Source organism: Pseudomonas sp. FG-3G, assembly GCF_901007645.1.
GTDB classification, from domain to species: Bacteria; Pseudomonadota; Gammaproteobacteria; order Pseudomonadales; family Pseudomonadaceae; genus Aquipseudomonas; species Aquipseudomonas rhizophila.
On record NZ_CAAKGZ010000045.1, the window covers coordinates 39,765 to 64,571 of the forward strand.

A 24,807-nucleotide genomic window follows, 5' to 3' on the forward strand; every position below is an offset into this window, starting at 1 on the left:
TTTGTGCCCGGTGGTTTTACAAAGGCTGTTCATCGCAACCAAGACCCGGCAAGCTCGGTCCAACCCACATTCATGGAATGTCCCGGAGGGTCGGATGGTGCAGTTGTGTTCAATCGAACAGGCGGTGGATGACGTACTCGCGCGCCTGCCAGCGCACATTCATCTGGGGATGCCCCTGGGGTTGGGCAAACCCAATCTGTTCGCCAACGCCCTGTACCGGCGTATCGCGCAACTGCCTGAGCGACAACTGACCATCTACACCGCTCTGAGCCTGGGCCGACCCAATCTGGGCGATGGTTTGCAGAAGCGCTTTCTCGAGCCCTTTATCGAACGGGTCTTTGGCGATTATCCGGAACTGGATTACCTGGCCGATCTGCACCGTGACAGCCTGCCGGCCAACATCCACGTCCAGCAATTCTTCCTGCAACCGGGCAGCCTGTTGCACAGCGAGTCGGCCCAGCAGGATTACGTCAGCAGCAACTACAGCCACGCCGCGCGGGACATCAATGCCGCTGGCTTGAACCTGATCGCGCAACTGGTGGCCAGTGATGCGCAGCATCCTGACCGCCTGAGCCTGAGTTGCAACCCGGACATCACCCTCGACCTGTTGCCGATGGTCGCCAAGCGGCGTGCGGCGGGGGAGACCATCCTCATGGTGGGCCAGGTTCACAGTGATCTGCCCTACATGCCCGGTGATGCGGAAGTCGGCATCGACACGTTCGACCTGTTGATCGACGAAAAGGACAGCCACACGCTGTTTTCCACGCCGAATATGCCGGTGGGGTTTCAGGATCATATGATCGGCCTGCACGCCAGTGCCCTGGTGCGTGACGGCGGTACGTTGCAGATCGGCATCGGCTCCATGGGCGATGCGTTGACGGCGGCGCTGCTGGCGCGTCAAGCCGACAATGCCGCTTACCAGGCGTTGCTGGCGGAGCTGAATCTCAGCCAGTGGGCGCAGTTGATCGAGCGTGAGGGCGGGGTCGAACCCTTTGCCAAAGGGTTGTACGGTTGCAGCGAAATGTTCGTCAACGGCTTGCTGGTGCTGGCAGAGGCCGGAATTATCCGGCGCAGGGTCTATCCCGACGAGCCGACCCAGGAACGAGCCAACGCCGGCACCCTCGACGAGGCGGCGCAACCCGATGGCATCTGCATCCATGGCGGATTCTTCCTCGGCCCTCGCAGTTTTTACGAACGCTTGCGCGAGCTGCCCCAGAGTCGGCGCCTCGAATTCAACATGACCCGCATCAGTTACATCAACGAGCTGTACGGCCAGGAAAGACTCAAGCGCCTGCAGCGACTCGATGCACGTTTTATCAACACGGTTTTCACCATGACCTTGCTGGGCGCCGGGGTGGCGGACCAACTGGAAGATGGTCGCGTACTCAGCGGCGTCGGCGGGCAGTACAACTTCGTTGCCCAGGGCCATGCGCTGGAGGGCGGGCGCTCCATTCTGCTTCTGCGCAGTTGGCGCGAGGCGGGGGGCGAGATCAGTTCGAACATCGTCTGGGAATACGGCCATTGCACCATTCCCCGACACTTGCGAGACATCGTGGTGACTGAATACGGTATCGCTGACCTGCGGGGCAAGACTGATGCCGCGGTGATCGAGGCGCTGCTGAACATCAGCGACTCACGCTTCCAGCCGGAGCTGATCGAGCAGGCGCAAAATGCCGGCAAGTTGCCGAAGGATTTTCGCCTCGATCCGCGCTTCGCCGAGAACACCTCGGAACGCTTGCAGGCCATCCAGGCACGGCATCCTAATTTGTTCCCGGAGTATCCGCTGGGCAGCGATTTCGACGGGGTGGAGCGGGACCTGTTGCGGGCGCTGAACTGGCTCAAGAGCAAGTTCAAACTCACCGAAATGCTGGAGCTGGGCAAGGCTGCGCTGGATGCGCCGCCGCCGTCGGAGTTTCCCGAGCATTTGGAGCGGATGCAGTTGGCGAGCCCCGAAGGGCTGAAAGAAGAGCTGGGCCAGCGCTTGTTGCTCGCTGGTCTCAAGATCACCGCGCCTTAACGGCCACTTCAAAGCCCCTGTGGGAGCGAGCCTGCTCGCGATGGCGGACTGTCAGTCAACATTGGTGTTGGATGTGCCGGCCTCATCGCGAGCAGGCTCGCTCCCACAGGGATGCAGGGCGATTATTCGATAAAGGTCACGACACCACCGGCCAGCGATTGCACCCGGGCCAACGATTCAACGCGATAGCCTTGGGCATCCAGCTCCGCACGTCCACCCTGGAACGATTTCTCGATCACGATCCCCAAGCCTGCCACGGTGGCGCCGGCCTGCTTGATGATGGAGATCAGCGCCTGGGAGGCTTTGCCGTTGGCCAGGAAGTCATCAATGATCAGTACCCGGTCGCTGCTGGTCAGGTGGCGCGGGCTGATGGCCACGGTGCTTTCGGTCTTTTTTGTGAACGAATACACGGTCGCGGACAACAGGTTCTCCGTCAGGGTCAGAGAGTGTTGCTTGCGGGCGAAAATCACCGGAACGCCCAGGTTCAGGCCGGTCATGATCGCCGGGGCAATTCCCGAGGCTTCGATGGTAACGATTTTAGTGATGCCCGAGTCCTTGAACAGCGCGGCAAATTCGTCGCCGATCAGCTTCATCAATTGCGGGTCGATCTGGTGGTTCAGAAAAGCATCGACTTTCAGAACCTGATCGGAAAGTACGATGCCGTGTTCACGAATTTTCTGGTGCAGGGCTTCCATCAAGCCTCCTTTAATGACGCCTTCGGCGCCCCTGGATTTGGTAAAAAGTTCGGTAAAAAGTAGTCGATTCTAGCGCTTGAGCATCGCTCGTATATCGGCCAGGGCGCTATTGCCGCGAACGGCCTTGACCTCGGTCGGTGTGTCGTCATTGCCTTCCCAGGCCAAGTCGTCCGGCGGCAGCTCATCGAGGAAGCGGCTCGGGGCGCAGTCGATCACCTCGCCGTATTGCTTGCGCTTGGCGGCGAAGGTAAAGGCCAGCGTCTGACGTGCGCGGGTAATACCGACGTAGGCCAGGCGCCGTTCTTCTTCGATGGTGTCGGCTTCGATGCTGGAGCGGTGGGGCAGGATTTCTTCTTCCATGCCCATGATGAACACGTAGGGGAATTCCAGGCCCTTGGAGGCGTGAAGGGTCATCATCTGCACGCCTTCGGCGCCGTCTTCCTCTTCCTGCTGGCGTTCGAGCATGTCCCGCAGCACGAGTTTGCCGATGGCGTCCTCGACGGTCATGTCGCCGTCTTCGTCCTTTTCCAGAGTGTTTTTCAACGCCTCGATCAAGAACCAGACGTTGCCCATGCGGTAGTCCGCGGCCTTGTCACTGGAGCTGTTGGTACGCAGCCAGTTCTCGTAGTCGATGTCCATGACCATGCTGCGCAGCGCCGAGATCGGGTCTTCGCCGGCGCACTGTTCGCGCACCTTGTCCATGAAGCGCTTGAAGCGCGCCAGACGGTCGGTGAAGCGGCTGTCCAGATGCTCGCCCAGGCCGATTTCGTCAGTGGCGGCGTACATCGAGATCTTGCGCTCGGTGGCGTAGTTGCCGAGTTTTTCCAGGGTGGTCGAGCCGATTTCCCGGCGTGGGACGTTGATCACCCGCAAGAAGGCGTTGTCGTCGTCCGGGTTCACGATCAGGCGGAAATAAGCCATCAGGTCCTTCACTTCCTGACGGCCGAAAAAGCTGTTGCCCCCCGACAGGCGATAGGGGATCTGGTGATGCTGCAATTTCAGCTCGATCAGCTTGGCCTGGTAGTTACCGCGATACAGGATGGCAAAATCGCTGTACGGTCGGTCCGTGCGCAGGTGCAGGCTGAGGATTTCCATGGCCACGCGCTCGGCTTCGGCGTCTTCGTTGCGGCAGCGAATCACGCGGATCTCGTCGCCGTGGCCCATCTCGCTCCACAGTTGCTTTTCGAACTCGTGGGGGTTGTTGGAGATCAGCACGTTGGCGCAGCGCAGGATGCGGCTGGTGGAGCGGTAGTTCTGCTCCAGCATCACCACTTTGAGCGACGGGTAGTCTTCCTTGAGCAACATCAGGTTTTCCGGCCGCGCACCACGCCAGGCGTAGATCGACTGGTCGTCGTCGCCCACCACGGTGAACTGGTTGCGGATGCCAATCAGCAGCTTCACCAGCAGATACTGGCTGGCATTGGTGTCCTGGTATTCATCCACCAGCAGGTAGCGGACCTTGTTCTGCCATTTCTCGAGGATGTCGGCGTGGTCCTGGAACAGCTTGACCGGCAGCAGGATCAGGTCGTCGAAGTCCACCGCGTTGAACGCCTTGAGCGTGCGCTGGTAATGGGCGTACACGATGGCGGCGGTCTGCTCCTTGGGATTGCGGGCGTTTTCCAAGGCTTGGGGCGGCAGGATCAGATCGTTTTTCCAGGCGCCGATCATGTTCTTGATCTCGTCCACGCCGTCGTCGCCCGAGTATTCCTTTTGCATGATGTCGGTCATCAGCGCCTTGACATCGGTCTCGTCGAAAATCGAGAAACCCGGCTTGTAGCCCAGCCGTGCATGTTCCTTGCGGATGATGTTCAGGCCCAGGTTGTGGAAAGTGCAGACCGTCAGGCCACGGCCCTCACCGGCGCGCAGCAGGCCGCCGACCCGCTCTTTCATTTCCCGGGCGGCTTTGTTGGTGAAGGTCATGGCGACGATGTACTGGGCGCGGATACCGCAGTTCTGGATCAGGTGCGCGATCTTGCGGGTGATCACACTGGTCTTGCCGGAGCCTGCACCGGCGAGCACCAAAAGAGGGCCGCCGACATAGTTCACGGCTTCTTGCTGCCGGGGATTGAGTCGGGACATGACAGGGTCAGGGAGTCGTTTGCGAAATGGGCCGGCATTTTAACAGGCTCACAGAATTGTGCTGCTCTGTCCGACTTGTGACGCAACACTGCATTGTCATTTGCCGCTTTTGTTACTTTCACGCAGGATGTGGGGCGAATGGGCGTCCAGCGTTCGGCTTCGAGGGTAAGAAAAGCCGTCTGAAGCAAGTGTTTGAGAACCATTGGCATTGGTCATTAGCGGTCAGCAGGTCATAATGCCCTGCGCCTATTACCTTGCAGAGTCTAGGGAGTCAGCTTGTCAACGTCTGTCGAACCCTTGCGTTTGCTGCTATTGGCCGAAGAGCCGATATGGTCAGCGATTTTGCGCGAGTGCCTGGCCCCCATGGGGCCGTCGGTCGTGTTGATCAGTGCCCCGAGCTGGGAGTCGGTCAGCAGCCTGTTCGAAGACAACCACAACGCGGTGCTGCTGACCGTCGCGGCGTTGCAGCCGGCACCCGGTCGTTGCCGTTTGCCGACGGTCCTGTTGCTCGAGCACGAGCCCACCACTGCACCTGATGGTGTCAGCGATTGGCTGGTACGTGATGTGCTCGATGGCGCCACTCTGCGCCGTTGCCTGCGCCATGTGCGCGAGCGCGGAGTGCTGGAAAACACGCTGCAGCGGCTTGCCGAACAGGATCCGCTGACCGGCATCGCCAATCGCCAGGGCTTCCAGACCCTGCTGGCAGCGCGCCTGGCTGAAAACGAAGGCCGTGGCCTGGCGCTCGGGCATCTGGATCTGGATAACTTCCGTCATGCCAACGATGCCCTCGGCCACCAGGCCGGTGACCGTTTGATCCTGCAAGTAGTGTCGAGGCTCAAAGGTTCGCTCGAAGCCGGCGATCAACTGGCGCGCTTGGGCAGCGACGAATTTGCGCTGCTGATCGACACCCGCAGGGCGCCTCAGCGGGCTGAGTGGATGGCCGAGCGCATCACCGAAGCCATGGCCGAACCCTATTGGGTCGATGGCGAAAGCCTGCTGATCGGTTGCAGCCTGGGGATCGCCCACGCTCGCGCCCAGGCCGGCGCGGACCCGCTGATGTGGCACGCCCATATCGCCATGCAGCAGGCCAAGAGCACCCAGGGCTGCACCTTTCATATCTTCAACGAACGCATCAATCGTAACGCCCGCAGCCTCGCCGACCTGGAGAGCGAGTTGCGGCGGGCGCTGCGGCGTGACGAGCTGGAGTTGCATTACCAACCCCGGCTGAGCCTAGATGGCGGCACCATCGTCGGCCTCGAAGCCCTGGTGCGCTGGCGTCATAACGAACGCGGGCTATTGCCCCCCAGTGAGTTCGTGCCACTGGCCGAACAGAGCGGGCTGATCGTACCGCTGGGCTACTGGGTGATTTCCCGGGCATTGCGGGACATGCAGGCGCTGCGTGAAAGGGGATTGGCGCCCCTGCACATGGCGGTCAACCTGTCGTTCCGGCAGTTCCAGGACAGCCAGTTGCTGCCGACCCTGAGCCGCCTGATCGCCGAACGCGGTGTCGAGGCGCAGTGGTTGGAATTCGAACTCACCGAAACCGCCGTCATGCGCCGCAGCGAACTGGTCAAGCAGACCATGGACGCCCTGGGTCGCCTGGGGGTGCGCTTTTCCCTGGACGATTTCGGCACCGGCTTCTCCTCGTTCGTGCACCTCAACAGCCTGCCCATCGCCTTGCTCAAGATCGACAAGAGCTTCGTGGGTGGCATGGAGCAGCGCGAGGAAAATCGCAAATTGGTCCATGCGATGATCAACCTGGCCCACAACCTCAACCTGGAAGTGGTGGCCGAGGGCGTGGAAACCCGGGAGCAACTGGATTTGCTGCGCGGTTACGGCTGCGACCAGGTGCAGGGCTTTTTGATCAGCAAGCCGTTGCCCCTGGCGGAACTGGTGGAATACCTGACGTTTGACGGCAGCCAGCAGTCGGTGCTGGAAATCGGCTGACACCAAGCCTTGTGGGAGCGAGCCTGCTCCCGCATGGGATTTCAGTCGGCCTGGACAGTTTCAAAGCCCTGGTGCCGCAGAGGCTCACTGCGGATCATTCGCTTCATCTTCCACTCAAATGCCAGGGTCAGGCTCACCGCCGCGCAGGCCAGACCAAGGGCCAGGCCCCACCAGACGCCGGTCGGGCCCCAGTGCAGATGGAAGGCCATCCACCATGCCGCCGGTGCGCCAATCAGCCAATAACAGCCCAGGCCCACCAGGAAGGTGGTCTTGGCGTCCTTGAGCCCACGGATACAGCCCATGGCAATGGTTTGCGCACCGTCGAACAGCTCGAACCACGCCGCTACCGCCAACAGGCTCACCGCCAGCTCGATTACTCCGCGAAACGCCGGATCGTCGTGGTCCAGGAACAAGCCGACCAATGGGTTTGGCAGCAACCAGAACACCATCGCGAACGCCAGCATGACCGCTGCGCCGAAGCCAATTCCGACCCGACCGGCCAGCCGTGCCATCAGCAGTTGCCCGGCGCCATAGTGCTGGCCGATGCGCATGGTGATCGCATATGACATTCCCGCCGGGACCATGAATGCCACCGAGACAATCTGCAGAGCGATCTGGTGCGCTGCCAATGGCGTGCTGCCCATGGTGCCGATGCACAGCGCGGCGAACGCGAACAGCCCGACTTCCACTGCGTAAGTGCCGCCAATGGGCAGACCCAGGCGCCACAGTTCCTTGAGGTACTGGCGATTGGGCCGCGACAGACCATTGAGCAACGGATAAGCGCGGTAGGCTTGATGCCGGTGAATATGCCAGGCCAGGGCCAGAGCCATGCAGTTGGCGACGATGGCCGTGACCAGGCCGATTCCCATCAGGCCCAGTTTTGGCAGGCCGAACATGCCGGTGATCAGTGCGTAATTGAGCAGGAAGTTGGCCACCGTGCCGCCGAGACTGATCACCATCACTGGGGTAGCCCGGCCAATGGCGCTGGTAAAGCCGCGCAGGGCCATGAAACTCAGATAGCCGGGCAGGGCGAATGGCAGCACCAGCAGGAACTGGCCGGCGGCCAGGACGTTGGTTTCGGTCTGGCCGAACAGCAACAGTACCGGCTTGAGGTTCCACAACAGGAGCCCGGCCACCAACCCCATCAACCAGGCCAGCCACAACCCGGCCTGAGTCAGTCGGGTGGCGCCTTCGACATCACCGGCACCCTGCCGAATCGCCACCAATGTGCCCACTGCGGCGATCACACCGATGCAGAAAATCGACACGAATGAATAGGTCGCCGCTCCGAGCCCGCCGCCTGCCAGGGCCTCGGGACTCAGGCGCGCCATCATCAGGGTGTCGGTCAGGACCATCAGCATGTGCGCCAACTGCGAGGCAATCAACGGCCCTGCCAGCCGCAGGATAGCCCACAGTTCGATTCGCACCGGATGCCGCATGATCATCACACTCCATGTTCAAACAAGGCTGTAAAACGGCGATTCTCGGCGCTCTCAGCGGTTTGCACAAAAGGATAAAAGCGATCACTAGCATGATTAAAACTCATGCTGATAACTTTCTGATAGGGTGCGTAAATATCGCCATAGGAGCTTTTCCCGATGTCTCGTCGTCTCCCTCCTCTTTATGCGTTACGGGCATTCGAAGCGGCGGCGCGATACAGCTCGTTCACCCGGGCGGCTGAAGAACTATCGATTACTCAAAGTGCCGTCAGCCGGCATATTCGTACACTCGAAGAGCACTTTGCCTGTCGGCTGTTCCAGCGCAGTGGTCGCAACCTGCAGTTGACCGAAGCGGCGCGGTTGCTGCTACCGGGCGTGCGTGAGGGTTTCATGGCGCTGGAACGGGCCTGTCATACCTTGCACGGCGAAGATGGCATCCTGCGCATGAAGGCGCCGTCCACGCTGACCATGCGTTGGCTGTTGGCGCGCCTGAGCCGCTTCCGGCATCTTCAGCCCGGCAATGAAGTGCAACTGACCAGCGCCTGGATGGACGTCGATTCAGTGGACTTCAACACCGAGCCTTTCGATTGCGCGGTATTACTGGGCAACGGGCATTTTCCTAGCGACTGGGAGGCAAGCTTGCTGTTTCCCGAGGAGCTGATTCCGGTAGGCGCACCGAACCTGTTGAACGACCAGCCCTGGGATGTGGCGCGGTTGGCCAGCGCAGAATTGCTGCATCCCACGCCGGACCGTCGTGATTGGCGCAACTGGCTTTCGCGCATGGGTCTGTCCGATCAGGTCTCGCTCAAGGGCGGGCAGGTGTTCGATACGCTGGAACTGGGCATGATCGCCGCGGCGCGCGGCTACGGCGTGTCCATGGGTGATCTGTTGATGGTGGCCGAGGACGTGGCCCAAGGGCGCTTGAGCCTGCCATGGCCTACCGCCGTCGCCAGCGGCGAGCACTATTACCTCGTCTGGCCGAAAACCCGTCCAGGAGGTGAACGTTTGCGCCGTCTGAGCGATTTTCTCCAGGGCGAAGTGAAGGCCATGCAATTACCCGACGTAAAGCGTCTGGGCTGAATCGTTGAAGCTCCCGTGCTAGCCACTTGGCATTATTCCTTCCAAAGCGCTCAAGTATTCGGTTTCGCCGCCGAATGTGTGGAAGTAGTACTTTCGTATTAGAAAGGGACTGCCTACATATCACCCGAATAAAATTGCCGAGTGTGCGACGTGATCAGGATGATCCGGTCACTTGGCTAGGAGCCGTCATGTCTCAACCTCGTGCCCGAATCGCCTCACAGCTGGGCCTCGCCCTTGCCGTGATACTGGCGATCGTGATCTCCGGCAGCACCGTCTTTGCCCTGCGCTCGCTGGACTCCGCCAACCTCGCGACCCGTGAAGAACACCTGGCCAGCGAAGCGCGCCTGATGGCCGACCAGCTCAATACGTTCCATGGCACCCTGCGTGAAAGCACGCAGCGATTGAGCGGGCTGTTCGATAAACGTTTCAGCGCAGGCCTGAGCGTGCACCCGGACGAGCCGGTCGCGGTGGCAGGCGTGCAGGCTCCAACCCTGAGACTGGGCAGCGAAGTGCTGAACAACAACTTCAAGGAAGTTGATGAGTTCAGGCAGACGACCGCCGGAGTGGCGACAGTGTTCGTGCGCAGCGGCGACGATTTCATCCGCGTGAGCACTTCCTTGACCAAGCAGGACGGTTCGCGGGCGATCGGCACCTTGCTCGACCGTGCCGGCCCGGCTTATGCCCCGGTCATGAGTGGGCAGAGCTACATTGGTCGGGCCCTGCTTTTCGGGCGCTTTTACATGTCGCAGTACACCCCCGTACGCGATAGCAGCGGTAAGATCATTGCCGTGTTGTATGTGGGATTCGATTACACCGACGCACAGAACGCCCAGTTCGAGAACCTCAAGCGCTTCCGTATCGGTCAGACCGGTTCGCTGGCGGTACTGGATGAGCAAAACAAATGGTTGGTTCCGCCAGCGGGTGTGCAGGCGCTGGAGCAGGCGACCGGGACCATCAAGGAGTTGGTCAAGAAGCCAGGCCAAGGTGTGTTCTGGAGCGATACCGCTGAAGATTTCTACAGCGTTGCCGTGCCGTTCGAGGACGGTCCGTGGGCGGTGGTGGCGAGCATGCCGAAAGCCGAGATTCGCGCCGTGACCTGGAGTGTCGGTACGCAACTGGCTATCGGCAGCTTGCTGGCCATGTTGCTGGCCGTGGGCTCGGCGGTGTGGCTGCTGCGCAGCAAACTGGCCCCGCTGGGCGATCTGGTGCGCCAGGCCGAGGCGCTGGGCGCCGGCGACCTGAGCGTGCGTCTGAATGTGTCGAGCCACGACGAAATCGGTCAGTTGGCCCGTGCCTTCAACCAGATGAGCCAGGCCCTGTCGACCATGGTCGAACATATCCGCAAGGCCTCGCAAGAGGTCAACAGCCGCGCCCAGGCCCTGTCCGGGTTGTCCAGCGGGGCCTATGAGGGCATGGAGCAGCAGTCCGGCGAAATCACCAGCATGGCTGGCGCAGTGGAAGAGTTCAGCGCGACCTCGTTGAACATCGCCGATAACATGGGCAATACCGAACGCCTGGCCCAGGATAACGCCCAGCAAACCCGCATCGGTCGTACGTCGATGGATGAAGCATCCTCGTCGCTGGAGCAAATTGCTGGCGCACTGAACAGCACTGCCACGGTCATCAACACCTTGGGCCAGCGCTCCCAGGAAATCGGCGGCATCGTCGGGGTGATCACCTCGATCGCCGAGCAGACCAACCTGCTGGCGCTCAACGCGGCCATCGAAGCCGCCCGTGCGGGTGAGCAGGGTCGGGGCTTTGCCGTAGTGGCTGACGAAGTTCGTAGCCTGGCGTCCCGTACCCGTCAGGCCACTGACGAAATTTCCGGCATGATCAATAGCATCCAGCAGGAAACCGGTAACGCCATCAGTACGATGGAGAAAGGCAACTTGTTGATGCAAGAAGGCTTGTCGCGCAATGCCAATGTGGCCTCGGCCCTGGCGCGCATCGACGAGCAAAGCCGTTCGGCAGGCCAGCAATTCGCGGCGATCACCACCGCCACTCAGGAGCAAAGCAGCACCGCGACCCTGCTCAGCAGCAACCTGCAAAGCATCGCCATGGCCAACAGCGAACAGCGCGAAGTGGTCTCGAACCTGGCGATCACCGCCAAGGAACTGGAAAAACTGGCGCAGGACCTGCGCAAAGAGGTTGACCGGTTCCGCTGAGGCGTCCTGCAGACTCATCGCGAGCAAGTTCACCCCAGATCCCTCTGGAGCGAGCTTGCTCGCGACAACAGTGGCATAGCCAACATCCCCGCCACTGACCCACCGCTATCGCGAGCAGGCTCGCTCCCACAGGGGCTTGGCGGCGAGCGGGCGTTTGCGGTTTTCAAGGTTATCGCTGTTTTTAAGCTTGCTGAAACGTTTCTTCAAGTCTATAAAAACCGCACAACTCCAAGAAAAGGCTGCCCTTATGACTCCGCTCAAACTTGTCATTGCCCTCAGCGCCCTGGGCGCTACGTCCCACGCCATGGCCTGGGATTACGTCCTGCTCGACACCGATAAAGCCGCTCAGCCCTGGAAAATCACCAGCCAGCAGCTAGGCGTGAAAACCGACAAGCCCTTTTCCGTGACAATGCGCACCCTGCATGGCGGTCGGCAGGAAGGCGTCAGCATCGTCGATATCGACAACGGCACGATGAAGCTCTCGGTCGTCCCAACACGGGGCATGAACGTGCTGCAGGCCTCGGTCGGTGAAGTGCGTATGGGCTGGGATTCGCCGGTCAAGGAAGTGGTCAATCCATCGTTTATTGAGCTCAACGGCCGCGGTGGACTGGGCTGGCTCGAAGGCTTCAACGAGCTGGTGACCCGCTGTGGCTACGAATGGGTCGGCCATCCCGGCATGGACAACGGCGAGCTGCTGACGCTGCATGGCCGCGCCGCCAACATCCCGGCCAACAAAGTGACGCTGCACATCGATGAAAAACCGCCTTATGCGATTACTCTGCGGGGCGAGCTGAAGGAGCAAGCCTTCAAGAAAGTCGATTTCTCGGTACAAACCGAACTGCTGACCGAGCCCGGCAGCGTGAGCTTCGCACTCAAGGACACGCTGACCAACAACGGCGACTATCCGAAGGAATACCAAGCGCTTTACCACAGCAATTTCAGTACACCGTTCCTGGAGCAGGGGGCTCGCTTCGCGGCGCCGGTCAAGCAGGTCTCGCCGTTCAACGACAAGGCCAAGGGCGATCTGGCGGATTGGCAAACCTACCGAGGGCCAACCAAGGACTACGACGAAACCGTCTACAACGTCGTGCCTTATGCCGATGCCAAGGGCGACACCCTCACCGTGCTGCACAACAAGGCCGGTAGCCTCGGTGTATCGGTGGGCTTCAACACCGGCACGCTCCCCGTGTTCTCCCTGTGGAAAAACACCGATACCCAAGGTCAGGGTTACGTGACCGGGCTGGAGCCGGGCACCAGTTTTTCCTATAACCGCCGGTATCAACGGCCACTGGGCCTGGTGCCCACCATCGCGCCAAAAGAGCAGAAGCAGTTCCAGATCCACTACAGCCTGTTGGCGGATAAAGGTGCCGTGGATAAAGCCCTCAAACGTATCGATGAAATCCAGGGCGCCCAGCAAACCGAAGTACGAAATACGCCGCTGGTGGACCTGAGCAAGCCATGATGCCCATCAGGGCGTGGCGGGCCGGTATTGCAATGCTTCGGCCAAGTGCTCCCGACTGATTCGATCCGCTTGCTCAAGGTCCGCTAGCGTACGGGCGACCTTGAGCAGGCGGTGGGCAGCTCGCAGCGACAGGGTCAGTCGTTCGCAGGCGGTTTCCAGCCAGGTTTCATCGGTTGTGGATAACTTGCAATGCCGACGCAAACCCGGCAGATCCAGGAACGCGTTGGCGCATCCTTGGCGCTTTTGCTGGCGTTCGCGGGCCTCGGCCACTTGCTCGGCTACGGTAGCCGTATCCGCACCGGATTCGCTTTTTGGGCTCAACGCCGTGGCTTCCCGGGCGACGGTCAGGTGCAGGTCGATGCGGTCCAGTAAGGGGCCGGAGAGTTTATTGCGGTAGCGCTGCACCATGTCCGGCGTACACGAGCATCGGCCACTGGTCTCGCCAAGGTATCCACAGGGGCAGGGATTCATCGCCGCCACCAACTGGAAACGCGCCGGAAAGCGCACCCGGTCACGAGCGCGCGAAACCACGATGTGGCCCGATTCCAGCGGCTCCCTCAAGACCTCAAGAACCTTGCGGTCGAACTCCGGCAGTTCATCGAGAAACAGCACGCCATGGTGGGCGAGGGTGATCTCTCCCGGTTGCGGCTTTGAGCCGCCTCCCACCAGCGCCGGGCCGGACGCCGAGTGATGCGGTTGACGAAACGGGCGCTGCGGCCAATGGCTCAACGGTACGCAACTGGCGACCGACTGAATCGCGGCGACCTCCAGGGCTTCACTTTCAGCCAGTGGCGGCAACAACCCCGGTAAACGGCTTGCGAGCAGTGTCTTGCCAGTGCCTGGTGGTCCGCTGAACAACAGGTTATGGGCTCCCGCAGCGGCGATCAGCAATGCGCGCTTGGCCCCGACCTGGCCTTGTACTTCATTCAGGTCAGGATAGGGCTTGCTCGCCGAGAGCAGCCCGTTGGAAACATAAGGCGCCACCGGGGTATGGCCATTGAAGTGGGCTACCGCTTCAAGCAGATGATCCACCGCGATCACCTTCAGCCCCGATGCCAGACAGGCTTCCTCGGCATTCGCTCGCGGCACCAGCAGCGTACGCCCGGCCTTGCGCGCCGCCAGCGCCGCGGGCAACACACCGCGCACCGGGCGCACCGCGCCGGACAACGCCAACTCCCCGAGACATTCCACATCGTCCAGCATCAGGGTCGGCACCTGTACGCTGGCCGCCAGGATCCCCAGGGCAATCGCCAGGTCGAACCGCCCGCCGTCCTTGGGCAGATCCGCCGGCGCCAGGTTCAGCGTGATGCGCCGCGCCGGGAAATTCAGGCCCGAATTGATGATCGCGCTGCGTACCCTGTCCTTGCTTTCCTTCACCGCCGCTTCAGGCAAACCGACCATCGTCAGCGATGGCAAGCCATTAGCCAGATGGACTTCGACGGTAACGGCAGGAGCCTCCACCCCCACCTGGGCGCGGCTATGGACAATGGCGAGCGACATGCAATCGTTCCTTGAGTGAATAAGGGGCCGCGTCCTGCGGCTCTTGAAGGTTAGTCGTGGATAGGCTTTCGGTGGGGCAATCGAAGGCGAAAATTTTGCCAGGATGTTGCGGTTGCGAATGGCCGATCGCCTGCGCGAATACGAGGGCAGCAGGGGGGCGTGCGTTCAGCAGGGCTGTGCGTCCGTTTCACGGTGCCTTCGAAATGACCGCCCCAGGCGCTGCTAGACTCCGATTTGTCCAATCGGCATCTACGGCACAGGGAGTGAGTGGCCCATGAACGATCTGCTGGCTCTGTTAACCGACAAGCGCTTCATGCCCCACGGGCATTGCTATATGTGGCGGCCGGATTTGCTGTGGACCAATGTCATTGCCGATGGCTTGATCACCCTGTCCTACATCTCCATTCCCTTCACCCTTCTGTACTTTATCCACAAGCGCAAAGACGTGCCTTTTGACTGGATGCTGACGGCTTTTGGTGTGTTCATCCTGGCCTGCGGGACCAGCCATGTGATGGAAATCCTGACCATCTGGCAGCCCTACTATTGGCTGTCGGCGCTGGTTAAGGTAATCACTGCTATCGCCTCGGTGATTACTGCCATCCTGCTGGTCCGGCTGGTGCCTGCGGCCCTTAAGATCCCCAGCCCGCAGCAACTGGCCAGGGTCAATGACGAGTTGCGTGAGGCGCAGGCCGAACTGGTCACTACCGCGCGCCGGGCCGGTATGGCGGAAATCGCCACCAATGTGCTGCACAACGTGGGCAATGTACTCAATAGCGTCAATGTGTCAGCCCGACTCTTGTACGAGAAAGTGCACGCATCCAAGGGGCAGGGTGTGATCAGGGTTGCTGAGTTGATGAAGGAGCATTCCGATGATCTCGGCGCCTTTATCAGCAGCGATCCGAAAGGTCGCGCGCTACCCGGCTATCTTGGCAAGTTGGCCGAAGCCCTGGCAGCCGAGCAGCGGAGCATGATCGATGAGTTGGTGCAACTGACCAAGAGCATCGACCATATCAAGGAGATCGTCGCCACCCAGCAGTCCTATGCCGGTAACTCCAGCGTGCTGGAGCCGGGTTCGCTGCGAGAGCTGATCGAGGATGTGGTGCGCATCTGCGATGTGTCCCTGGCGCGTCATCATGTGACGCTGATCAAGGAGCTCGCCGATATTCCGATGATGTTGCTGGACAAGCACAAGGTGCTGCAAATACTGATCAATCTAATCAACAACGCCAAGCAGGCGCTTGATTCGGTGGCGGATCGACCGTCGCGCATTACCCTGCGTCTGAAGGCCACTGACGACAAGCGTGTGCGGATCGAGGTCGAGGACAACGGCGAGGGTATCTCCAGGGACAATCTCAACCGGGTGTTCGAGCATGGTTTTACGACGCGCGCCGACGGTCACGGCTTTGGACTGCACAGTTGCATTCTGGCTGCGCACGAGATGGGCGGCGAGCTGACAGTGCAGAGCGCGGGGCCGGGCAAGGGCGCGCTCTTTACCCTGGAGTTGCCGCTTGCGCTGGCCCAAGGTCAATCTCAGCGAGCCGCGAGTGGCTGACCTAGTCGGCTTGAGGTCTCGGCAAGAAAGCGTTGCAGGGAGCGAGACAAAAAATCGCAGCTTTCAGCAGCTCCTGCTGGGGATTTTATTCGGTAGGAGGATTTATCTTCGCCTCCAGCTCCGCCACCTTCGCCTCCAGGCTCTCCAACCGCGCCCGGGTCCGGGCCAGTACGACCATCTGACTGTCGAATTCTTCCCGGCTGACCAGATCCAGCTTGCTGAACCCGCTTTGTAGCAGTGCCTTGAACTGGCTTTCGATTTCGCTTTTGGGCAGGGGTGTGTCGCCGCTCAATAGGCGGGAGGCGTGGCCGCTGAGGGCGTCGAGGAGGTCTTTGGGCGCAAGCATGGCAGGTGTCCTGAAAACGATGAGGGCAGTGTATCACGCAGCGTCTATATTCAATTGGCGAGCAAGGAGTGCACGCTTTTCGCGCACTGGACCGGGCATCGCCGCACTGTTGTTGTGCGTATTGTTCCTGTTCGGGGTGCGGCGCGAGCCGGCACAGTGGGTAAGAGACTGAAATCAGAAGGTTTGGGCACAGATGGCAAGGTTTCTGCTTAGTGGCTGATGACCCATGCACTGATGCAGTCGCTGTGACGAATGCAGTGCAGCCGGCGAGGCGGGGAGCTTCGTCAGAGTGGTTAGCTGGCACCGGTCGGGCAACTTGGGCCGACGATGCGTTACAAAGCCAGGCACTGCGCTTAGACTTGAGTCGGGTTTGTTTTCCTGGGGCAAGTCCACCAATTCGGGAGAAAGTTTCATGAAGCTAGTCACTGCCATCATCAAGCCGTTCAAGTTGGACGACGTGCGCGAGTCGCTGTCCGAAATCGGCGTGCAGGGCATTACCGTTACTGAGGTCAAAGGCTTCGGTCGGCAGAAAGGTCACACCGAGCTGTATCGCGGCGCGGAATACGTGGTTGATTTCCTGCCCAAGGTGAAGATCGATGTCGCCATTGACGACAAGGATCTGGACCGGGTTATCGAGGCGATCACCAAGGCCGCCAATACCGGCAAGATTGGTGACGGCAAGATATTTGTGGTCAATCTGGAACAGGCTATTCGCATCCGTACCGGCGAAACCGATACCGACGCTATCTAAGCCGCCAAACCCAACGCCCCAGGAGAAAACAATATGACTCTGCGTAAATTCGCAGGGCTAGGAGCCCTGTTGTCCTTCGTAACGCCTGGCCTGGCCATGGCAGAAGAAGCGGCAGCCCCAGTCCTGAACTCCGGCGACACTGCCTGGATGCTCACTGCCACAATTCTTGTACTGTTCATGACTATTCCCGGCCTGGCGCTGTTCTACGGCGGCATGGTTCGGTCGAAAAACATTCTTTCCGTGATGATGCAATGCTTTGCCATTACCGGTCTGATCAGCATCCTGTGGGTCATTTATGGCTACAGCATTGCGTTCGACACCACGGGGATGGAGCAGGGCGTCGTCAACTTCAATTCGTTCGTCGGCGGTCTGAACAAGGCATTCCTGGCGGGCCTCACGCCTAGTAGCCTGACTGGCCTGTTCCCTGAAGCGGTGTTCATCACCTTCCAGATGACGTTCGCCATCATCACCCCGGCCCTGATCGTCGGCGCGTTCGCCGAGCGGATGAAGTTCTCCGCCATGCTGATCTTCATGGCCGTGTGGTTCACCCTGGTGTATGCACCGATTGCGCACATGGTCTGGTCCGGCAACGGCGGCCTGATGTGGGACTGGGGTGTGCTGGACTTCGCTGGTGGCACCGTGGTGCACATCAACGCCGGTATTGCTGGCCTGGTGGCGTGCCTGGTATTGGGTAAGCGCAAGGGTTTTCCGACTACCCCGATGGCACCGCATAACCTGGGTTACACCTTGATGGGTGCGGCCATGCTGTGGGTAGGCTGGTTCGGCTTCAACGCCGGTTCCGCCATCGCGGCCAACGGCACCGCCGGTATGGCAATGCTGGTTACCCAGATTGCAACCGCTGCTGCGGCGTTGGGCTGGATGTTCGCCGAGTGGATCACCCACGGTAAGCCAAGCGCACTGGGCATTGCCTCGGGTGTGGTGGCGGGTCTGGTGGCGATTACTCCGGCTGCCGGCACCGTGGGCCCGATGGGCGCCCTGGTCATCGGCTTGGCGGCGGGTGTGGTGTGCTTCTTCTGCGCCACTACCCTCAAGCGCAAAATGGGCTATGACGACTCCCTGGACGCCTTCGGCGTGCACGGCATCGGCGGTATCCTGGGCGCGATCCTGACCGGTGTGTTCGCAGCGCCGGCCCTGGGTGGCTTCGGCACCGTGACTGATATCGGCGCGCAAGTGTGGATTCAGCTCAAGGGTGTAGGCTTCACGGTGATCTACACCGCGATCGTCACCTTCATCATTCTCAAAGTCCTGGACGCCGTCATGGGTCTGCGTGTCTCCGAGGAAGAAGAAGCGGTCGGCCTGGACCTGGCCCAGCACAACGAGCGTGGCTACAATCTGTAAGTACACGCAATAAAAAAAATGCCCGGTTCGCCGGGCATTTTTTTGTCTGGAGTTTGTCATTGCTCACAGGATGTACCGGTTTTTCCGACGTCTTTTGTTATGTACGCGACATGGGTTTTTCTACCGCCATCGGCTTACACCAAAGCAGGCGTATTAGGCCCTTTGTTTTTTCCCAGAGCGCGCTAGAATGCGCGCCGAACGTGCGGAGATCTGTATGTGGCAACAGACGCTGATAACCCTGCGGGCAAGGCCTCGGGGCTTTCATCTGGTAACGGACGAGTTGCTCGCCGGCCTGCCTGAACTCCGGGCATGTCGTGTCGGTCTGTTGCATCTGTGGCTGCAGCATACCTCGGCCTCGTTGACCATCAACGAGAACGCCGATCCGGCGGTGCGTCGAGACTTCGAACGATTTTTCAATCGGCTGATCCCACAAGGAACCGCCGATTATGAGCACAACGACGAAGGCCTGGACGACCTCCCGGCGCACTTCAAGGCCAGCGTGCTGGGGTGTCAGCTTAGCCTGCCGGTCACGGCGGGACGGCTGGCATTGGGTACCTGGCAAGGTGTTTATCTGGGCGAGCACCGTGATCATGGTGGTGCTCGTAAAGTCCTCGCCACTTTGTACGGTGATGGGGAGTAACCGCTGATTGCCGGCGGATGTTGAATTTTTTCTGGCAGCCTTCGACAGACGGCGAAGCTGGGCTATAACTAATCTGCTTTTCGCAAGTCATGAGGTAGAACATGAGCGACGATGATCTGGAAAACGACGACCTCGAAGTAGGTGACGAAGACGAGACCGAAGAAGGCCTGGAAGCGGCGGCTGAAGACGTCGCCGACGACGATGGGGCCGATGTACCGGCGCCAACCGCCAAAGGCAAGGCCAAGGCGGCGGTTTCGGTCGACGAGTTGCCGAGCGTAGAGGCCAAGAACAAGGAGCGTGATGCGCTCGCCAAGGCCATGGAGGAGTTCCTGGCCCGAGGCGGTAAAGTGCAGGAAGTGGAGGCCAACGTTGTTGCGGATCCGCCCAAGAAACCGGACAACAAGTACGGCAGCCGCCCGATCTGAGCATCTGCTTCTTGCTTGCTGAAAAAGCCCGCCGTCGCTGCGGGCTTTTTCATGGGCTATAAAAATCTTCAGGCCAGGCGCCGCGGATCCTGTGGGAGCGAGCCTGCTCGCGATAGCGATCTATCTGTCACATCGACGCTGGATGTGACATTGCTATCGCGAGCAGGCTCGCTCCCACAGTTTGAGTTCTGGTGGCCACAAAACAGGCGGTTCAGGGTTGGCTATGCCACCCCGCCAGCAACCCCGGCAGCTCGGTCAGGCTGCGAATCTCTGCATCCGGTACATGCTCGGCATCCCAGGTTTTACCCGCCGGATTGAACCAGATTGCCCGCAAGCCGGCCTGTTGGGCGCCGGCGATGTCGTCACCCGGATGATCGCCAATGTGCACGGCGGTTTGCGCCGTGGCGCCGCCGCGTTGCAAGGCTTCGTGGAACAGCCGGGCGTCAGGCTTGGCGATGCCGATGTCCTCGGCGCACAGGGCGAACTTGAAATAATCCGCCAGTCCCAGGCGACGTACATCGGCGTTGCCATTGGTGACCACGCCGAGGGCGAAATGGTTGGCCAGAATTTCCAGGGTAGGCTGCACCTCGGGAAAGATTTCCAATTGGTGACGGGCGTGCAGGAATGTTTCGAACGCTTCGTCCGCCAGCTCCGAGGCTTGCCACTGGTCATAACCGGCGTCCTGCAAGGCACGGAACAGCACTCGTCGGCGCAGTGCGCTGATGCGGTGCTTCAGGCCGGGCTCCTCGCGCAACACTTGCTCGCGAATGGTAAAAAGATGCTCCACCGGCACGCTGCCCAGGTTCGGGGCGTTGTCGGTCAGCCACTGGCGTAAGATGGCCTCGGCACTGGCGATCACCGGGGCGGTGTCCCATAGGGTGTCGTCGAGGTCGAAAGTGATGAGCTCGATGGTCATGATTCGTCGCCCTTGATTCGTTTGGCCCTTGGGTGGGCACTGTCATAGACCGTTGCCAGGTGCTGGAAGTCCAGGTGGGTATAGATCTGGGTGGTCTTGATGTCGGAGTGGCCGAGCAGTTCCTGGACGGCGCGCAGGTCCTGGGAAGACTCCAGCAGATGGCTGGCGAAGGAATGCCTGAGCATGTGGGGATGCAGGTTCTGTCCCAGTTCGCGTTCACCGGCGGCCTTGACCCGCACCTGGATCGCCCGCGGGCCGAGACGCCGGCCTTGCTGGCTGACAAATACCGCGTCGTCGGCCGGGTTGGTCAGCGCCCGCAACGGCAGCCACAGCTCCAGGGCCTCACGGGCTTTGCGGCCAACGGGCAGCAAACGTGTCTTGCTGCCCTTGCCCAGCACCTGGACCATGCCATCGGCCAGGTCCAGTTGATCCAGGTTAAGCCCCGTCAGTTCGGAAAGCCGCAGGCCGGAGGAGTAGAACAATTCGAGAATCGCCTGGTCCCGTCGCGCCAGGAAGTCATCCTCGACAGCGCCTTCCAGCAATTGCAGGGCCCGATCGGTGTCCAGGGTCTTGGGCAACCGGCGTTCGCCCTTGGGCGGTGCCAGGCCGGTGGCGGGGTCGTGATCGCACAGCCCTTCGCGGTTGAGGTAGTGGTACAGGCCTCGCACTGCTGACAACAGTCGCGCCAGGCTGCGGGAGGATTGCCCTTGTTGATGAAGGCGGGCGACCAAGCTGCGCAGGCGCTGGATGTCCAAGGCTGCCCAACTGCCGATGTTTTGCTTCTGGCACCAGGCCAACACTTTTTCCAGGTCGCGGCGATAGGCCGACAGCGTGTGGGGCGACACCTGGCGCTCACTGCGCAGGTGTTCGCAGTAGGCGTCCAGCTGCCGTTCCATCATCAGCGTACCGAGCGCAGTGAACCAGTCATGCGCGGCAGGACCCGGCCGGTGACTTCGGCGATGTAGCTTAAAAACAACGTGCCCACCGAGCTTTTGTAGTGTTGCGGATCACGGCTGGCAATGGCCAGCACGCCATGTACGCCCTGGTGGGCGATGGCGACGACAGCGGTGGAGCCGATCTGCTTGCGCTGTTCTTCGCCGAAGAGGAAGTCCAGCTCATGTTCGCGCAGGCTGCCGCTGACGCTCTTGTTCTCCGTGAGCAATCCGCCGATGGCTGTCTGGGCGTCGGCGTGGGTTACCCAGCGCCCCACTGGCATGGCGTTATCGCCAAACAGGATCAGGCTGACGAAAGGCACCTGGAAATCCTGGCGCAGACTGTCTTCGACACTCATCACCAGGTCTTCGAGGGTGTTGGCATCCATGAGCGCCAGGATCAAGCGACGGGTCTTGTCGAAGAGCCGATCGTTATCCCGGGCTACGTCCATCAGGTGCGAAAGACGATGGCGCATTTCGATGTTGCGCTCGCGCAGAATCTTCATCTGATGCTCGACCAGCGACACCGTGTCGCCGCGGCGGTGGGGGATGCGCATCGTCGCCAGCAGTTCTTCATGCTCGACGAAGAAGTCCGGGTGAGCCTCCAGGTACGCGGCCACGGCTGCGGCGTCCGGATGGCTGGGGGATTCGTCGGGCTGCGGGGCTGGAACCTGTGGCTTGTCGGTCATGGGTTTGACTCACTCAAAGACGAACTTGTCCTTCGTATACGCGTACTGCCGGGCCGGTCATCAGCACCGGTTGGCCGGGGCCTGCCCATTCGATGGACAAGCGTCCACCGGGCAGGTCGATCAGTAAAGGCGAATCCATCCATCCCTGACTGATCGCGGCGACTGCCGCCGCGCAGGCGCCGGTGCCGCACGCCTGGGTTTCCCCGGCACCGCGTTCCCAGACGCGCAATTGCGCACGGTGGCGATCGATGACCTGCAGGAAACCGACATTCACCCGCGCGGGGAAGCGCGGATGATTTTCGATCTTCGGCCCCAGCTCATGCACTGGCGCGCTGTTGATATCGCTGACTCGCAAGACGGCATGGGGGTTGCCCATGGATACTGCCGCCAGTTCCACCGTGGTGCCGTCGACCTCCAACTGATAGCTCAAGGCCTGGGCCGGCGCTTCGAACGGAATGTCCGCCGGTATCAAGCGCGGGGCACCCATGTTGACGCCGATCTGGCCGTCGCTGCGTACATCCAGTTCGATGATGCCGCTTTTAGTCTCGACGCGAATCTGCCGTTTGGCGGTCAGGCGCTTGTCCAGCACGAATCGGGCGAAGCAGCGGGCGCCGTTGCCGCACTGCTCGACTTCCGAACCATCGGCGTTGAAGATCCGGTAACGGAAGTCCACGTCCGGGTTGTTGGGCGCCTCGACGATCAGCAACTGGTCGAAACCGATACCGGTGTGCCGGTCGCCCCATTGTTTGGCATGCTTGGGCAGGATGTGCGCGTGCTGGCTGACCAGGTCGAGGACCATGAAGTCGTTGCCCAGGCCGTGCATCTTGGTAAAACGCAGCAGCATGGTTTTACTCCGGCAGCAGGCTTTCGCCGGCAAACAACTCGGCTACCGTCTCGCGGCGACGCACTTCAAACGCCTGATCACCGTCCACCAGCACTTCGGCGCAGCGGCCGCGAGTGTTGTAGTTGGAACTCATGACAAACCCGTAGGCCCCGGCCGAATGCACGGCCAGCAGATCGCCTTCTTCCAGCGCCAGCTCCCGACCCTTGGCCAGGAAGTCGCCGGTTTCGCAGATAGGGCCGACAATATCGTAGCTGCGGGCGGCGGTAGCGCGAGGGCGCACCGCGGTGACGTCCATCCAGGCCTGATACAGCGCCGGGCGGATCAGGTCGTTCATCGCCGCATCGACGATGGCGAAATCCTTGTGCTCGGTGTGCTTGAGGTATTCGACCCGGGTCAACAGCACGCCGGCATTGGCAACGATGTAGCGGCCCGGCTCGAACATCAGGGCCAGGTCGCGACCGTCGAGGCGTTCACGCACCGCCTTGACGTAGTCGGCCACCAGCGGCGGCTCTTCGTCGCGGTAGCGCACGCCGACGCCGCCGCCCAGGTCGATGTGACGCAGGTAGATGCCGCAATCGCTGAGGCGGTCGACCAGCGCCAGCAGGCGGTCGAGGGCATCGATGAAAGGTTCGAGGGTGGTCAGTTGCGAGCCGATGTGGCAATCCACGCCCAGCACTTCCAGGTTCGGCAGTTGGGCCGCGCGTACGTACACATCCTCGGCGTCGGCAATGGCGATGCCGAACTTGTTTTCCTTGAGACCGGTGGAAATGTACGGGTGCGTGCCAGCATCAACGTCCGGGTTCACGCGCAAAGAGATCGGCGCGCAGACACCCATCTCGGCGGCGACCAGTTGCAGGCGCTCCAGCTCATCGGTCGATTCGACGTTGAAGCAGTGCACCCCCACTTCCAGGGCGCGGCGCATGTCTTCACGGGTCTTGCCGACGCCGGAAAAAACGATCTTGTCGGCGCTGCCGCCAGCGGCCAGCACGCGTTCGAGCTCACCACCGGAAACGATGTCAAAGCCGGCACCCAGGCGTGCCAGGACGTTGAGTACACCGAGGTTGGAGTTGGCCTTTACGGCGAAACATACCAGGTGCGGCATGCCGGCCAGAGCATCGGCGAAGGCCAGATACTGGGCTTCGATGTGTGCACGGGAATAAACGTAGGTTGGCGTGCCGAAACGTTCCGCGAGCGCGGACAAGGCAACCCCTTCCGCGAACAGCTCCCCGCCACGGTAGTTAAAAGCGTCCATGGCGTTCCCTTAATAAGTGGTGTGGGTATCGTGCGCGTGGGACTTGGATTGCGACGACTTGGCCTGTTCTTCAGGGGATTTGCTGTCGTCGGGCAGGTACAGCGGACCTTTTTGACCACAGGCTGTCACAAGGCAAGCAACCGCGACGAGCGCAGCAAGGGAAGAGATCAGGCGCTTCATGGCGAAATCCTTGAAAATGCGTTAATTGCGCCGGAGTATACCGGCCACCCGGCAGCTTGCCTATGCAACGGGGTTCCCGTCCGGCGCCGGGAGGCTTTTCCCAAAGCCGGCTGTCGTCGGTCGGTATATCCTTTGCAATCGCCGGGAAGCGTCCGTATCTTGCGGCGCTTGAGCATGAGCAGACATTTTCGAGGTTGCCGCAATGAGTTTGACTGAAGCCCGTTTCCACGATCTGGTCGATGCGACCCAGCAAACGCTGGAGGATGTATTCGACGAAAGCGAGCTGGACATCGACCTGGAAAGCTCCGCCGGGGTGCTGACCGTCAAGTTCGAAAATGGCAGCCAGTTGATTTTCAGCCGCCAGGAGCCGTTGCGGCAGCTGTGGTTGGCGGCGGTGTCCGGCGGTTTCCACTTCGACTACGACGAGGAAAGCGAACGCTGGATGTGCGACAAGAGCGAAGAGCAATTGGGCGAAATGCTCGAGCGCATCGTCAAGCAGCAGGCCGGGGTGGAACTGGATTTCGAAGGCCTTTGACA

The 24,807-nt window shown here is 60.8% G+C and carries 22 protein-coding genes and 1 pseudogene; 12 read left to right on the forward strand and 11 right to left on the reverse strand.

What is annotated here, in order from left to right:
- The first annotated feature begins 94 nt into the window (after positions 1-94).
- On the forward strand, positions 95-2,017 hold the full coding sequence (locus PSEUDOMOFG3G_RS26070; RefSeq protein WP_076383086.1) for an acetyl-CoA hydrolase/transferase C-terminal domain-containing protein: 1,923 nt from the start codon (positions 95-97) through the stop codon (positions 2,015-2,017).
- Positions 2,018-2,139: 122 nt separating this feature from the next.
- Here the strand turns inward: PSEUDOMOFG3G_RS26070 and PSEUDOMOFG3G_RS26075 are convergent, their stop codons facing one another.
- Both PSEUDOMOFG3G_RS26075 and rep read right to left on the reverse strand, forming a co-directional pair.
- Positions 2,140-2,712: a xanthine phosphoribosyltransferase gene (locus tag PSEUDOMOFG3G_RS26075; RefSeq protein ID WP_047226147.1), complete on the reverse strand. Its 573-nt coding sequence runs from the start codon at positions 2,710-2,712 to the stop codon at positions 2,140-2,142.
- A 69-nt stretch (positions 2,713-2,781) separates the two neighbouring features.
- A complete protein-coding gene (gene rep / locus PSEUDOMOFG3G_RS26080; protein ID WP_047226146.1) occupies positions 2,782-4,791 on the reverse strand; it encodes a DNA helicase Rep in 2,010 nt (669 codons plus the stop codon).
- Positions 4,792-5,067: 276 nt separating this feature from the next.
- Here rep and PSEUDOMOFG3G_RS26085 point away from each other — a divergent pair, with 276 nt between their 5' ends.
- Positions 5,068-6,738 (forward strand): bifunctional diguanylate cyclase/phosphodiesterase, encoded by a 1,671-nt coding sequence (locus tag PSEUDOMOFG3G_RS26085; RefSeq protein ID WP_139048883.1) that lies wholly within the window; start codon positions 5,068-5,070, stop codon positions 6,736-6,738.
- A 41-nt stretch (positions 6,739-6,779) separates the two neighbouring features.
- On the opposite strand, the gene PSEUDOMOFG3G_RS26090 is transcribed toward PSEUDOMOFG3G_RS26085, so the two are convergent.
- Positions 6,780-8,177, reverse strand: a complete 1,398-nt coding sequence (locus PSEUDOMOFG3G_RS26090) for a NorM family multidrug efflux MATE transporter (RefSeq protein WP_047226196.1) — start codon at positions 8,175-8,177, stop codon at positions 6,780-6,782.
- 159 nt (positions 8,178-8,336) lie between these two features.
- On the opposite strand from PSEUDOMOFG3G_RS26090, the gene PSEUDOMOFG3G_RS26095 reads away from it, so the two are divergent.
- The 4 genes and pseudogenes from PSEUDOMOFG3G_RS26095 to PSEUDOMOFG3G_RS26105 all read left to right on the forward strand — a co-directional run bounded on the left by PSEUDOMOFG3G_RS26095 (position 8,337) and on the right by PSEUDOMOFG3G_RS26105 (position 12,884).
- Entirely contained in the window at positions 8,337-9,257 is a 921-nt protein-coding gene (locus PSEUDOMOFG3G_RS26095) for a LysR substrate-binding domain-containing protein (RefSeq protein WP_047226144.1), read from the forward strand.
- Between the two features lie 188 nt (positions 9,258-9,445).
- Positions 9,446-10,567 (forward strand): annotated as a pseudogene (locus tag PSEUDOMOFG3G_RS28495) (Cache 3/Cache 2 fusion domain-containing protein); the annotation flags it as partial.
- A gap of 132 nt (positions 10,568-10,699) precedes the next feature.
- Complete coding sequence (locus PSEUDOMOFG3G_RS28500) at positions 10,700-11,422, forward strand: methyl-accepting chemotaxis protein (protein ID WP_370695182.1); 723 nt, start codon at positions 10,700-10,702, stop codon at positions 11,420-11,422.
- Positions 11,423-11,669: 247 nt separating this feature from the next.
- On the forward strand, positions 11,670-12,884 hold the full coding sequence (locus tag PSEUDOMOFG3G_RS26105) for an aldose 1-epimerase family protein (protein WP_139048885.1): 1,215 nt from the start codon (positions 11,670-11,672) through the stop codon (positions 12,882-12,884).
- Positions 12,885-12,890: 6 nt separating this feature from the next.
- Here the strand turns inward: PSEUDOMOFG3G_RS26105 and PSEUDOMOFG3G_RS26110 are convergent, their stop codons facing one another.
- The gene (locus PSEUDOMOFG3G_RS26110; protein WP_139048886.1) at positions 12,891-14,384 is read right to left on the reverse strand and encodes a YifB family Mg chelatase-like AAA ATPase; all 1,494 of its coding nucleotides are present in this window, start codon (positions 14,382-14,384) and stop codon (positions 12,891-12,893) included.
- 274 nt (positions 14,385-14,658) lie between these two features.
- On the opposite strand from PSEUDOMOFG3G_RS26110, the gene PSEUDOMOFG3G_RS26115 reads away from it, so the two are divergent.
- Positions 14,659-15,936 (forward strand): sensor histidine kinase, encoded by a 1,278-nt coding sequence (locus tag PSEUDOMOFG3G_RS26115; RefSeq protein ID WP_139048887.1) that lies wholly within the window; start codon positions 14,659-14,661, stop codon positions 15,934-15,936.
- Between the two features lie 85 nt (positions 15,937-16,021).
- Here PSEUDOMOFG3G_RS26115 and PSEUDOMOFG3G_RS26120 read toward each other — a convergent pair whose 3' ends face one another.
- Entirely contained in the window at positions 16,022-16,282 is a 261-nt protein-coding gene (locus PSEUDOMOFG3G_RS26120) for an accessory factor UbiK family protein (protein WP_076383082.1), read from the reverse strand.
- Positions 16,283-16,694: 412 nt separating this feature from the next.
- On the opposite strand from PSEUDOMOFG3G_RS26120, the gene glnK reads away from it, so the two are divergent.
- The 4 genes from glnK (at position 16,695) to sutA (ending at position 19,457) form a co-directional block, all read left to right on the forward strand.
- Complete coding sequence (glnK, locus tag PSEUDOMOFG3G_RS26125) at positions 16,695-17,033, forward strand: P-II family nitrogen regulator (RefSeq protein WP_002555808.1); 339 nt, start codon at positions 16,695-16,697, stop codon at positions 17,031-17,033.
- A gap of 33 nt (positions 17,034-17,066) precedes the next feature.
- Positions 17,067-18,392, forward strand: a complete 1,326-nt coding sequence (locus tag PSEUDOMOFG3G_RS26130) for an ammonium transporter (RefSeq protein WP_047226138.1) — start codon at positions 17,067-17,069, stop codon at positions 18,390-18,392.
- Between the two features lie 214 nt (positions 18,393-18,606).
- On the forward strand, positions 18,607-19,032 hold the full coding sequence (locus tag PSEUDOMOFG3G_RS26135; RefSeq protein ID WP_047226195.1) for a secondary thiamine-phosphate synthase enzyme YjbQ: 426 nt from the start codon (positions 18,607-18,609) through the stop codon (positions 19,030-19,032).
- Positions 19,033-19,133: 101 nt separating this feature from the next.
- A complete protein-coding gene (gene sutA, locus PSEUDOMOFG3G_RS26140; protein ID WP_014340827.1) occupies positions 19,134-19,457 on the forward strand; it encodes a transcriptional regulator SutA in 324 nt (107 codons plus the stop codon).
- A gap of 211 nt (positions 19,458-19,668) precedes the next feature.
- Here the strand turns inward: sutA and PSEUDOMOFG3G_RS26145 are convergent, their stop codons facing one another.
- The 6 genes from PSEUDOMOFG3G_RS26145 to PSEUDOMOFG3G_RS26170 are packed head-to-tail and all read right to left on the reverse strand — an operon-like array spanning position 19,669 to position 24,270.
- Positions 19,669-20,373: an HAD family hydrolase gene (locus PSEUDOMOFG3G_RS26145; protein ID WP_139048888.1), complete on the reverse strand. Its 705-nt coding sequence runs from the start codon at positions 20,371-20,373 to the stop codon at positions 19,669-19,671.
- Positions 20,370-21,269, reverse strand: a complete 900-nt coding sequence (xerC, locus tag PSEUDOMOFG3G_RS26150; protein WP_076383081.1) for a tyrosine recombinase XerC — start codon at positions 21,267-21,269, stop codon at positions 20,370-20,372. Before xerC ends, PSEUDOMOFG3G_RS26145 begins: the two co-directional genes overlap by 4 nt.
- 2 nt (positions 21,270-21,271) lie before the next feature.
- Positions 21,272-21,994: a DUF484 family protein gene (locus PSEUDOMOFG3G_RS26155; protein ID WP_047226135.1), complete on the reverse strand. Its 723-nt coding sequence runs from the start codon at positions 21,992-21,994 to the stop codon at positions 21,272-21,274.
- Positions 21,995-22,007: 13 nt separating this feature from the next.
- Positions 22,008-22,838 (reverse strand): diaminopimelate epimerase, encoded by an 831-nt coding sequence (dapF, locus tag PSEUDOMOFG3G_RS26160; protein ID WP_139048889.1) that lies wholly within the window; start codon positions 22,836-22,838, stop codon positions 22,008-22,010.
- Positions 22,839-22,842: 4 nt separating this feature from the next.
- Complete coding sequence (lysA, locus tag PSEUDOMOFG3G_RS26165) at positions 22,843-24,090, reverse strand: diaminopimelate decarboxylase (protein ID WP_139048890.1); 1,248 nt, start codon at positions 24,088-24,090, stop codon at positions 22,843-22,845.
- 9 nt (positions 24,091-24,099) lie between these two features.
- On the reverse strand, positions 24,100-24,270 hold the full coding sequence (locus PSEUDOMOFG3G_RS26170; RefSeq protein ID WP_047226132.1) for a lipoprotein: 171 nt from the start codon (positions 24,268-24,270) through the stop codon (positions 24,100-24,102).
- Between the two features lie 202 nt (positions 24,271-24,472).
- On the opposite strand from PSEUDOMOFG3G_RS26170, the gene cyaY reads away from it, so the two are divergent.
- Entirely contained in the window at positions 24,473-24,805 is a 333-nt protein-coding gene (cyaY, locus tag PSEUDOMOFG3G_RS26175; protein WP_047226131.1) for an iron donor protein CyaY, read from the forward strand.
- Positions 24,806-24,807: the final 2 nt, after the last annotated feature.

What these genes read in the sequence shown, in the direction of transcription:
- PSEUDOMOFG3G_RS26070 (WP_076383086.1), top strand. Translation starts at nt 95, where the DNA reads ATGGTGCAGTTGTGTTCAATCGAACAGGCGGTGGATGACGTACTCGCG.
- PSEUDOMOFG3G_RS26075 (WP_047226147.1), bottom strand. Translation starts at nt 2,712, where the DNA reads ATGGAAGCCCTGCACCAGAAAATTCGTGAACACGGCATCGTACTTTCC.
- rep (WP_047226146.1), bottom strand. Translation starts at nt 4,791, where the DNA reads ATGTCCCGACTCAATCCCCGGCAGCAAGAAGCCGTGAACTATGTCGGC.
- PSEUDOMOFG3G_RS26090 (WP_047226196.1), bottom strand. Translation starts at nt 8,177, where the DNA reads ATGCGGCATCCGGTGCGAATCGAACTGTGGGCTATCCTGCGGCTGGCA.
- PSEUDOMOFG3G_RS26095 (WP_047226144.1), top strand. Translation starts at nt 8,337, where the DNA reads ATGTCTCGTCGTCTCCCTCCTCTTTATGCGTTACGGGCATTCGAAGCG.
- PSEUDOMOFG3G_RS28500 (WP_370695182.1), top strand. Translation starts at nt 10,700, where the DNA reads ATGGCTGGCGCAGTGGAAGAGTTCAGCGCGACCTCGTTGAACATCGCC.
- PSEUDOMOFG3G_RS26105 (WP_139048885.1), top strand. Translation starts at nt 11,670, where the DNA reads ATGACTCCGCTCAAACTTGTCATTGCCCTCAGCGCCCTGGGCGCTACG.
- PSEUDOMOFG3G_RS26110 (WP_139048886.1), bottom strand. Translation starts at nt 14,384, where the DNA reads ATGTCGCTCGCCATTGTCCATAGCCGCGCCCAGGTGGGGGTGGAGGCT.
- PSEUDOMOFG3G_RS26115 (WP_139048887.1), top strand. Translation starts at nt 14,659, where the DNA reads ATGAACGATCTGCTGGCTCTGTTAACCGACAAGCGCTTCATGCCCCAC.
- PSEUDOMOFG3G_RS26120 (WP_076383082.1), bottom strand. Translation starts at nt 16,282, where the DNA reads ATGCTTGCGCCCAAAGACCTCCTCGACGCCCTCAGCGGCCACGCCTCC.
- glnK (WP_002555808.1), top strand. Translation starts at nt 16,695, where the DNA reads ATGAAGCTAGTCACTGCCATCATCAAGCCGTTCAAGTTGGACGACGTG.
- PSEUDOMOFG3G_RS26130 (WP_047226138.1), top strand. Translation starts at nt 17,067, where the DNA reads ATGACTCTGCGTAAATTCGCAGGGCTAGGAGCCCTGTTGTCCTTCGTA.
- PSEUDOMOFG3G_RS26135 (WP_047226195.1), top strand. Translation starts at nt 18,607, where the DNA reads ATGTGGCAACAGACGCTGATAACCCTGCGGGCAAGGCCTCGGGGCTTT.
- sutA (WP_014340827.1), top strand. Translation starts at nt 19,134, where the DNA reads ATGAGCGACGATGATCTGGAAAACGACGACCTCGAAGTAGGTGACGAA.
- PSEUDOMOFG3G_RS26145 (WP_139048888.1), bottom strand. Translation starts at nt 20,373, where the DNA reads ATGACCATCGAGCTCATCACTTTCGACCTCGACGACACCCTATGGGAC.
- xerC (WP_076383081.1), bottom strand. Translation starts at nt 21,269, where the DNA reads ATGGAACGGCAGCTGGACGCCTACTGCGAACACCTGCGCAGTGAGCGC.
- PSEUDOMOFG3G_RS26155 (WP_047226135.1), bottom strand. Translation starts at nt 21,994, where the DNA reads ATGACCGACAAGCCACAGGTTCCAGCCCCGCAGCCCGACGAATCCCCC.
- dapF (WP_139048889.1), bottom strand. Translation starts at nt 22,838, where the DNA reads ATGCTGCTGCGTTTTACCAAGATGCACGGCCTGGGCAACGACTTCATG.
- lysA (WP_139048890.1), bottom strand. Translation starts at nt 24,090, where the DNA reads ATGGACGCTTTTAACTACCGTGGCGGGGAGCTGTTCGCGGAAGGGGTT.
- PSEUDOMOFG3G_RS26170 (WP_047226132.1), bottom strand. Translation starts at nt 24,270, where the DNA reads ATGAAGCGCCTGATCTCTTCCCTTGCTGCGCTCGTCGCGGTTGCTTGC.
- cyaY (WP_047226131.1), top strand. Translation starts at nt 24,473, where the DNA reads ATGAGTTTGACTGAAGCCCGTTTCCACGATCTGGTCGATGCGACCCAG.